The organism is Gordonia sp. GN26, assembly GCF_054823965.1.
Window position 1 is genome coordinate 11,171 of sequence record NZ_JSYC01000180.1, and the last position, 8,719, is coordinate 19,889.

General features: G+C 68.2%; 9 protein-coding genes. All 9 read right to left on the bottom strand.

Features of this window, described 5'->3' with window-relative positions; genetic code table 11:
• Positions 1–14: 14 nt before the first annotated feature.
• The 9 genes from OK17_RS22835 to OK17_RS22875 all read right to left on the bottom strand — a co-directional run bounded on the left by OK17_RS22835 (position 15) and on the right by OK17_RS22875 (position 8,624).
• Complete coding sequence (locus OK17_RS22835) at positions 15–1,070, bottom strand: MSMEG_0568 family radical SAM protein (protein ID WP_461418864.1); 1,056 nt, start codon at positions 1,068–1,070, stop codon at positions 15–17.
• 549 nt (positions 1,071–1,619) lie between these two features.
• Entirely contained in the window at positions 1,620–2,219 is a 600-nt protein-coding gene (locus tag OK17_RS22840) for an FKBP-type peptidyl-prolyl cis-trans isomerase (protein ID WP_232715416.1), read from the bottom strand.
• A gap of 35 nt (positions 2,220–2,254) precedes the next feature.
• A complete protein-coding gene (locus tag OK17_RS22845) occupies positions 2,255–2,722 on the bottom strand; it encodes an SRPBCC family protein (protein ID WP_461418865.1) in 468 nt (155 codons plus the stop codon).
• Positions 2,722–3,756, bottom strand: a complete 1,035-nt coding sequence (locus OK17_RS22850) for an LLM class F420-dependent oxidoreductase (RefSeq protein ID WP_461418866.1) — start codon at positions 3,754–3,756, stop codon at positions 2,722–2,724. The genes OK17_RS22845 and OK17_RS22850 overlap by 1 nt, the downstream gene beginning before the upstream one ends.
• The gene (locus OK17_RS22855) at positions 3,756–4,166 is read right to left on the bottom strand and encodes a nuclear transport factor 2 family protein (protein ID WP_461418867.1); all 411 of its coding nucleotides are present in this window, start codon (positions 4,164–4,166) and stop codon (positions 3,756–3,758) included. Before OK17_RS22855 ends, OK17_RS22850 begins: the two co-directional genes overlap by 1 nt.
• Entirely contained in the window at positions 4,132–5,145 is a 1,014-nt protein-coding gene (locus OK17_RS22860) for a DMT family transporter (protein ID WP_461418868.1), read from the bottom strand. Before OK17_RS22860 ends, OK17_RS22855 begins: the two co-directional genes overlap by 35 nt.
• On the bottom strand, positions 5,142–6,296 hold the full coding sequence (locus OK17_RS22865; protein WP_461418869.1) for an MSMEG_0565 family glycosyltransferase: 1,155 nt from the start codon (positions 6,294–6,296) through the stop codon (positions 5,142–5,144). The genes OK17_RS22860 and OK17_RS22865 overlap by 4 nt, the downstream gene beginning before the upstream one ends.
• A complete protein-coding gene (locus tag OK17_RS22870; RefSeq protein ID WP_461418870.1) occupies positions 6,293–7,156 on the bottom strand; it encodes a carbon-nitrogen hydrolase family protein in 864 nt (287 codons plus the stop codon). The genes OK17_RS22865 and OK17_RS22870 overlap by 4 nt, the downstream gene beginning before the upstream one ends.
• A gap of 52 nt (positions 7,157–7,208) precedes the next feature.
• Complete coding sequence (locus OK17_RS22875) at positions 7,209–8,624, bottom strand: MSMEG_0567/sll0787 family protein (protein WP_461418871.1); 1,416 nt, start codon at positions 8,622–8,624, stop codon at positions 7,209–7,211.
• Positions 8,625–8,719: the final 95 nt, after the last annotated feature.

The window sequence follows — 8,719 nt, forward strand, 5'->3', positions numbered from 1 at the left end:
AGGACTCCACCATCTCAGCCACCCACCGTCGGCAGAATGCTGCATGCTCCGCAGGCCGCGCAACCGGCCCGCTGGTCGGCACCGGTCATACCGATCAGTGTGAGATGGCTGGCGACTTCGCGGCTGATCTTCTCCACGATCGCCGGGTCCGGTGCCGACGCATTGTCGACGTCGACCGCGAGAGTTCCCGCGTGAGGACGGAACGGCACGATGAACGGGTAGACACCCATGTCGGCGAGTTCCTTGGCGCCGGCGATCATCTCGTCGGTGTCCTCGCCGAGTCCGACGAGCAGATACGTCGACACCTGATTCCGTCCGAACACGCGCACGGCTTCGGCCCAGGCGGCGCGATACTCGTCCAGCGACACCGATGACTTGCCGGGCATCCATCGCCGCCGCACCTCGTCGTCAAGCGATTCGACGTGGATGCCGATCGCGTCGGCACCGGCCTCGCGTAGTTCGGTCAGGACGGCGAGGTCGGCGGGCGGTTCGCACTGGACCTGGATCGGCAGGTGGGGGACCGCGGCCTTGATTGCGCGGACACACCGCGCGAGGTGCCGGGCCCCGCGGTCGCGGCCATTGGTGGTGCCGGTGGTCATCACCATCTGGGTGATGCCGTCGAGTTCGATTGCGGCACGCGCGACCTCGGCCAGTTGCTCCGGCTTCTTCACCGCGATCGTCGACCCCGACCGCAACGACTCCTCGATCGAACAAAATCGGCACCGCTCCGACTCGTCGTACCGGATGCATGTCTGGACCACCGTGGTCGCCAGCACGTTGCGCCCGTGCAGTCGGGCGATCTGCTCGTAGCTGACGCCATCGGCGGTCTGGAGGTCGTAGAACCGGGGCCGCCCGATCGCCTCGACCTCGATGCCGACGTCCACGCCGTCGTACAGGACGCGATCACCGTCGAAGACGAACGGACTCTGCGGGTTCCGCGGGATCGCGGCATGCAGGCCGTCGACCATCAGGTGGCCATCGTCGCTCGGGCCGGCGCCACCGGTCCGCTGTACCGGCGGCTCGCCCCGAATCCCGAGCAGTGCCAGGTCAACTCGTGTGGATACCGTCATGGGTACTCCTCGGTTGGTCAATCAGTTTGTTATCTACCGCCACCATCGGCGTTGGATGCGCGACCACTCGCTCCCTGAGGTGCGAGGAGCGCTAGCGACGAGCCACGAAGGGCTGGTGACCAAACAGTCACCAGCCCTTCGTATTTCGCTGTAAAACCCTACGACGCCACCCCTCTGCTCCCTGTGGTGCGAGGAGCGTCGACACCACGGCGCTCCCCGATATGAGTGGAGCGTTAGCGACGAGCCGTACCGAGACCACCGTTCGCATGCGCCGGACCCTCCTGAAGGGAGCGGATATCCTTTCGTCCTCCACGTTCGCCGGCCCAACGCGAAAAGTTCGTCCCTGTGAGCACCCTCCGAGGGCACACTGCCCTCGGAAGCCGCTGAGATGGACGAAATTCACCCCGCCCGGCCCGCTGTGCGGCTCGTCCCCGTATACCGGGGCATTCCGCACCTGCAGATCGGATGCGGTGAACGCCTCGTGCCTGACTCGCCACGAAGGGCTGGTGACCAACGGTCACCAGCCCTTCGTGTTTCGTTGTACAACCCCTACGAAGCCGCGAGGATCCCGATCTCGAAGATGAGGGTGTCACCCGGCTCGATGCCGGCGCTCGGCTGGCCCTGGGCGTAACCGTCGGCCGACGTCATCGCGACGCCCACCTTCGACCCGACCTTCTGCCCGGCAATCGCCTTGCTGAAGCCGGGGATCACGCCGTTGAGCGGGAAGTCGACGGGGGTGCCGCTCTGGTAGGCGCTGTCGAACTCTTCGCCGTTGCGACCGTTGACGCCGACATAGCAGACGGTGACCGACGCGGTCTCGGCGACGACGGGTCCGTCACCCTCGACGAGGGTTTCGACAACAGTCTGGTCGACGCTGAACGGCGACTGGACGGTGATCTTCGGGGCCTCGTTCTCGGTGGCGGCGACCATCTCCATCTCGCCGGTCGCGCCCTTCAGAGTCCACTGCGGCTTGGCGCCGTCCTTGGCCGAGGCAGTGGGGCAGCTGTTCGGTGCCGAACCGGTGTCGGTGCTGCCGGCCGCGGCGGTACCGGTGGCTTCGGTTGTGCCGGAATCGGAATCGGAGTCGGAGCTACAGCCGGCCACCGCGAGGACGAGGGCCGCGCCGAGCGCGAGCGTCGCATTCTTCATGTTCACCCTGGTCACGCTACCCGAGCGGATGCGGTTCACCGAGCGCCGCTACCACCCAGAATCCGGGCTGCCCGAGCCAGATCGGCGCGGATCGCCCGCGCCGCCGGCCACCGGTTCACCGCCAGCACCGGCACACCGATGGCCGGCACGGTCAGCGTCCCCTCGGCGTGGACATCCGTGCCGCCGTCGGAACGTTCCTCGAAGCCCAACGTCAGCACCGCGTCGACAGATCGCCACCCACCGACCTCCCGCCACAACCGGTGCGGCTCACAGTCGGTGACCTCCAGTCGCGGACTGATACCGGGTACGACGGTGACGTCGGTCCAGCTGGTGCCGACGCCACCCGCCCGGTCGCCGATCACCTGCAGGTCGTCGATACGCCGCAGACTCGACTGCCACGCAGGCCGATTGCTCGGATCGGTGAGATAGTCGAAGGTGTCCGCGACGGGCGTCGGGAACGCCACGATGTCGTCGATGATGGTGAACCGGGCGGGGGACAGCATCAACTGATGAGTCCGGCGAGCTGGTCGATCTCCTCGATGGTGCGCGGGGAGACCAGCATCGTGGTGACACCGCACGACTCCCAGACCTTGATCTGTTCGCGCACGTAGTCGAGGTCGCCGACGATTGCCGAATCCTCGACGACAGCATCCGGGATGATCTGCGCCGCTTCTTCTTTGCGATCGGAGCGGAACAACCTGGTCACCTCGTCGACGACGTCGGAGTACCCCATGCGGCGATACACCTCGGCGTGGAAGTTGGTGTCCTCACTGCCCATTCCGCCCATGTACAGCGCGAGGAACGGCTTGATCGCGGCGTAGGTCGCGGCCCGGTCGTCGGTGATGACGATCTGCGCGGTCGCGATGATCTCGAAGTCCTCACGGCTGCGTCGGGCGCCCGGCTTGGCGAATCCCTCGTCGAGCCAGGCGTTGTAGGTGTCGGCCATGCGCGGCGTGTAGAACAGCGGCAGCCAACCGTCGGCGATCTCGGCCGCGAGCGCGACGTTCTTGGGTCCCTCGGCGCCGAGCATGATCGGGATGTCCGAACGCAGTGGGTGCGTGATCGGCTTGAGCGGCTTGCCGAGTCCCGACGCGCCGTCGCCGTTGTAGGGCAGGGGATAGTGCGGCCCGGCGCTGGTGACCGGTGCCTCCCGCGCCCACACCTGACGCATGATGTCGATGTATTCACGCGTGCGACCGAGCGGTTTGGCGAACTTCTGCCCGTACCAACCCTCGACGACCTGCGGTCCGGACACACCGAGACCCACGATGTGCCGACCGCCGGACAGATGGTCGAGCGTCAACGCCGCCATCGCACAAGCAGTTGGAGTGCGCGCCGACAGCTGCAGCACCGAGGTGCCCAGCCGCACACGGCTCGTCGACGACCCGTACCAGGCCAGGGGGGTGTAGGCGTCGGATCCCCAGGCCTCGGCGGTGAAGATGGAGTCGAAACCGGCCTGTTCGGCGGCGGTGACGAGATCGGCGTGACCGGCCGGCGGTTGTGCGGCCCAATATCCCAGTTGCAAACCGAGCTTCATCAGTTGGCTCCGTCCGCGGTCTCGGCAGCCGCTTCGGCTGCGATCTGATCGAACTGTGCGCCCATCGCCTCGGCGAGGGCCTGCGCGCCCGAGAGCGGCCGGACCATCACCATGAAGTCGTCGATCTTGCCGTCGTCGTTGACATGGATGAAGTCGCATCCGGTGACGGCCTTGCCGTTGACGTTGGCCTCGAAGATCAGCGCCGAGTCCCGGCCGCCCTCGTCGTTGATCTCCCGGACGTAGCGGAAGTCGGTGAAGACGCGCAGCACGCCCCGCAGGATCGCCGAGGTGATCGCCTTGCCCGGGTACGGCTTGAACGCGACCGGGCTGGTGAACACGACGTCGTCGGCGAGCAGATCCTGCATCGCCTGCGCGTCACGTGCCTCGACGGCCTCTCGGAACTGCTTCATGCATGTCCTCCTCATCCACGGCAGGGGCGCCGTTGTGCGAACTCCTCCGCTCGACGCTAACCGATCTCCGACGCCGCGCGGGAGCCATCAACACGACGAGCGCCACCGCCAGCACGCCGATACCAACCCAGCCGACCGCGGTGATGGTTTCGGAGAGCACGACGACTGCCAGAACGGTCGCTACCGCCGGTTCGATGAGGGTGATGGTGGTGGCGGTCGAACTGTCGATCCGTCCCAGCCCGCGGCTGAACAAGACGTAGCCGAGGAACTGCGGCACGACGATCAGATACGCGAGGACGTACAGACCTTCCGGATGCTCGATCACCGAGGGCACACACACCGCGACCACGGGCAGCAACAACACCCCGCCCAGTCCCATGACGCCACCTGCCGACGCTCCGCGGGCCAGTCCCTGGTTCATCAGGCGTCGCATCGCCCACGAGAAACCCGCGTAGGTCGCGCCCGCTCCCAGACCGAGCGCGACACCCCAGGCCGACGCGGTGCTGCCGGAGACGGAGTCCCCGTGCGACGACTCGCTGCGCGACAACGCCAGCGCGACACTGCCGGCGATACCCAACGCACACGCGACACACCACCGCGTCGTCAACGTCCACCCCTCCGCGACCCGTTCGATGACCGCCGAGAACAGCGGCGCCGACGCCAGCGACACCACGGTGCCCAGCGCAACACCGCCGATGCGCATCGATCCGTAGAAGCACAACGGGTAGACCATCACGCAGACGCCGCCGGCCAGCACCGTCGGCCATCGCTTCATCAACGACGGCCATGCGGCGCGCACCGCCCGCGCGTTGATCGCACCCTGCAGCAATCCGCCGCCGGACATCGCGATCGCACCGATCGTCACCGCACTGAGCGCGGGAGCTAGTGCAGCGGCGGTGCCCGACGTGCCCCACAGGAACGCGGTGAGGGTCACGGCGAGGATTCCGGCGCGTTCGGCGGCGCGCGGGTGTTCGCTCATCTCGACGCGTCGACGTGTGTAGGCAACGGGTCGCGCGGCATCGGGTGGCGGGCATAGAACTCGAGGTGACGACGTGCCGCGTCCTCCCACGTCAACGACGCCGCCAGCGACCGGCCGGCCTCGACGCGCGCCGGGTCCGGCGTGAGCGCGTCCGCCAGCGCTTCGGCGAGTTCGGGGACCGTCGACGCGTAGGCGACTGCGTCGCCGAACACCTCACGGAGGATGGGCAACTCGCGCGTCACGACCGGTCGACCCGCGGACAGCGCCTCCATCGCGGCCAGCCCGAACCCTTCCTTCACCGACGGGAACGCGAACACCCGACTGGCAGCGACGAGCGACGGCAGCTCGTCGTCCGGCACGTTGCCGAGCACGATCGGCTCGACGTCGAGTTCGGTACGGCGACGGTCGAACTCGGCGCGATAGTCCCGATAGTCGAACAGCGTCTCCCCGCCCGCGAAGACCAGCGACAACTCCGGATGCCGCTCCCGCAGCAGGGCGTACGCATTCAGCAGGTCGATGCTGCCCTTCCGAGGTTCGATCCCGCCGACGGCCAGCACGTACTCGCCGAGCTTGCCGGTCCACCGATCACGCGCCTCGACAGCTTCCGGCACATCCGACGCGGCGTCGGCGAACCGTTGATACGCAACACCATTCGGGATCACGTCAGGTGTGAACCCCCAGCCGTGATGCACCTCGTCGGCGACCGCCCGCGATACACAGATCCGCGCATACGGATTCACGACGGCCTTCTCGTGGCATTCGACGAGGATCGGCGTCGTGAACTGGTCCAGGTGGTGGATCGTGCGAATGCACGTGCCGACGGCGTTGGCGCTGATGCAGTCCTGGGCATGGACGATGTCATAGGCGCTTGCGTCGAAGGCGTCGCGCAGGGTGTCGATGGATCGCACGATGCGGTCGGTGATCGTCTCGTTCTCGCGATCGGCGAACGGCACGAGCCGCAGCGTCACCGCCGGGTCGACCTCGCGGAAGAACCCGTCGTCACCGCCACGCGCCAGCGACCAGACCGTCACGTGGACGCCGAGTCGCGCCATCGCCTCGGCGAGGTTCAGCGTGTGGACCACGCCGCCACGCGGCTTCGTCGAGTAGGTCAGCAGCGCGACGCGCGGTGAGGGGGAGTCCACACCGGTCATGATAGGTCCGCAGCGGTCCCGGGCTGAGGCGTCGCGCTGCGGTAGGAGTCGGGTCGCAGTTCGGCGAGATGACTCAGCACGCGACGGGCGCGGTCGATCTCCGCGTCGACGTCGACCGTCACGCTGGCCAGCCCACCCTTCGACCGCGTGGTGGCCAGGATGTCACCGCCGGGCCCGACGACCTTGGCCTGCCCGAGGAACCGCAGCGACCCCATCACGCCGGTTTGGTTCGACGACACGACGAACACCTGGTTCTCGGCCGCGCGGGCGCAGTCGTAGAGGTCGAAGAGCCGCGACTGCCGGTCGGCGGGGAGCCGGGCGGCACGATCGGTCACGCTGGCCGGCCACGCCGACAGCGCGGCGATGATCCGCGCACCGTCGAGGGCGAGGGTCCGGGCCGACTCCGGGAACGTCTTGTCGTAATCGATGAGCATGCCGATCCGGCCGACCGGGGTGTCAAAAGACCGGAACTCGTCACCGGCCGCGTAGGCCAGCGACTCACCCGCGGGCTGGTGGACCTTGCGGTGCGTGCCGAGAATCCCGTCCCCGGAGACGCAGACCGCGGTGTTGAAACGCTTGTCGCCGTCGGCCTCGGTGTAACCGATGCAGACGGTCGTGTCGCGCGCGGCGGCGATGAGTGCAGCCAACTCGGGCCCGTCCGGATCAAGCGCCGGCGGCAGCTCGTCGGGGTCGGGGTTCTGCAGGTCGCCCAGATAGCCGCCGAGCGTCGCGTCCGGGAAAACGAGCAGGTCGACGCCGTCTCGCGCGGCCGCCTCGACGATGCCGACGGCCTTGGAGACACCGCGCTCCACGTCGCGGCCGAAGTGCGCGGCGAGAGCACCGAGGGTGACAGTGCTCATGGTCGAACAGTACCGGCCCGGAGCCGACGAGAAGCGTGAAGCCGGGGTCCGATCACGCGGCCCCCAGCCCGGTGACCGTGGAGGCCACGGCGACGGTCACCGCACCGTCGGGCCACCGCAGTCGCACACCGGGTTCCGAGGTGAGACGCCCACAGTCCGCGACCGTGAGGGCGTCCGGCACGGGCACATCGGCACGACGCCCCGGCCGATCCGTACTGAGCATCGCGTACCCGGGGAAGCAGGTCAGCCACGCGCCCATCGACGCGTCGTTCGGCCGGGGCACGGCGGTGACGTCGAGTTCGGCGCCGGTGCCCGAAGCCTCGGCGAGCATGCCCAGGGTCCCGGCGATCCCCGCCATGCTCACGTCCTTCGCCGACGCCGGTCCGACCTTCGCCAGATGACCTGCCATCGCACACAATTCGTCGCTGCTGCGTGAGCTCGTCGAGTCCCATTGCCGGTCGTGATAGCCCGGTCGCCACGACCCGCCGAGGTCTGCGTGCAGCGTCACGGTGTCGCCGACTGCGCCGCCACCGGCCCGCAGCGGACTGCCCGTGGTCCCCAACGCTGTCACCGACAGCGCCGACGGCACGCCGACCTGAGTGTGACCGCCGAGAACCGGTGTCTGCCAGGCTCGTGCGGCTGCGGAGATCCCGCGGATGATGCGGGTCAGATGCGAGGTCGTGGGGGCGCCAACGGCGTCGAGCAGCCCGATCGGTGTCGCACCCATCGCGGACAGGTCGTTGATGTTGACCAGCACCGAACACCACCCGGCCCATTCCGGATCACGTTCGATCATCGACGGGATGATGGCATCACACGCCGCGATCACATCGGTGCCGGGTAGCGGCACGCCGTCGTCACCGCGGAATCCGGCTGCCCCGAGGCCGCCGTCCTGGTCGGCAAACGGTGCAAGTGCCTCGGCGAGAACTGCTTTGGTGCCGTCGACGGTCCGCTGGATCCGGTGGACCGGCCATCGCATCTCCCGGTGCGCCTGACCTGCGATCACCGGACCGGCCCCGCAGTCGTCCCAGCCGAGCCGCCGGAACATCCGCGCGTAGCGGTCCTGCACCGTCGCGTCGAAACGTAGCGCGCCTTCCTGTTCGATGTGCGCACATGCGGCGCGCACAAGCGCAGGACCGATCCCGGCTGCGTGCCCGGGGTCGGCGACCACGAGCCGGCTGCCGAACCACCACCCGATGTCCTCGGTGTCCGACGATCCGTCCCACCGCACGGGCGCCACCCGAACGCCACCGGCGATCGTTCCGTCCGGCAATGTCGCGACGAGGACCACGGTGCGCGGATCGTTGTCCGTGTCATCGAGGTCGGTGCGGTCGAAAAGCTTTTGTTGCTTGACGAATTCGTGGTGGCGCATCGCCCGGTAGGTCGCGTGCTCGGCGGCGGTGTCGGCGACCGTGATCAGGAAGTCCGGCCGCGCGACGACACGACGCCGACCGGCAAGGATCGACAAGTCAGCCGGCCGCTGCTCCGTGAGTAGCCCCGGGGCTTGCGGTGCGGTGTGCGGTTTCTGTTCCTTGAGTAGCCCCGGAGCCTGCGGAGGGGCGT

Coding starts and splice junctions, on each gene's coding strand:
- OK17_RS22835 (WP_461418864.1), bottom strand. CDS start 1,070: ATGACGGTATCCACACGAGTTGACCTGGCACTGCTCGGGATTCGGGGC.
- OK17_RS22840 (WP_232715416.1), bottom strand. CDS start 2,219: ATGAAGAATGCGACGCTCGCGCTCGGCGCGGCCCTCGTCCTCGCGGTG.
- OK17_RS22845 (WP_461418865.1), bottom strand. CDS start 2,722: ATGCTGTCCCCCGCCCGGTTCACCATCATCGACGACATCGTGGCGTTC.
- OK17_RS22850 (WP_461418866.1), bottom strand. CDS start 3,756: ATGAAGCTCGGTTTGCAACTGGGATATTGGGCCGCACAACCGCCGGCC.
- OK17_RS22855 (WP_461418867.1), bottom strand. CDS start 4,166: ATGAAGCAGTTCCGAGAGGCCGTCGAGGCACGTGACGCGCAGGCGATG.
- OK17_RS22860 (WP_461418868.1), bottom strand. CDS start 5,145: ATGAGCGAACACCCGCGCGCCGCCGAACGCGCCGGAATCCTCGCCGTG.
- OK17_RS22865 (WP_461418869.1), bottom strand. CDS start 6,296: ATGACCGGTGTGGACTCCCCCTCACCGCGCGTCGCGCTGCTGACCTAC.
- OK17_RS22870 (WP_461418870.1), bottom strand. CDS start 7,156: ATGAGCACTGTCACCCTCGGTGCTCTCGCCGCGCACTTCGGCCGCGAC.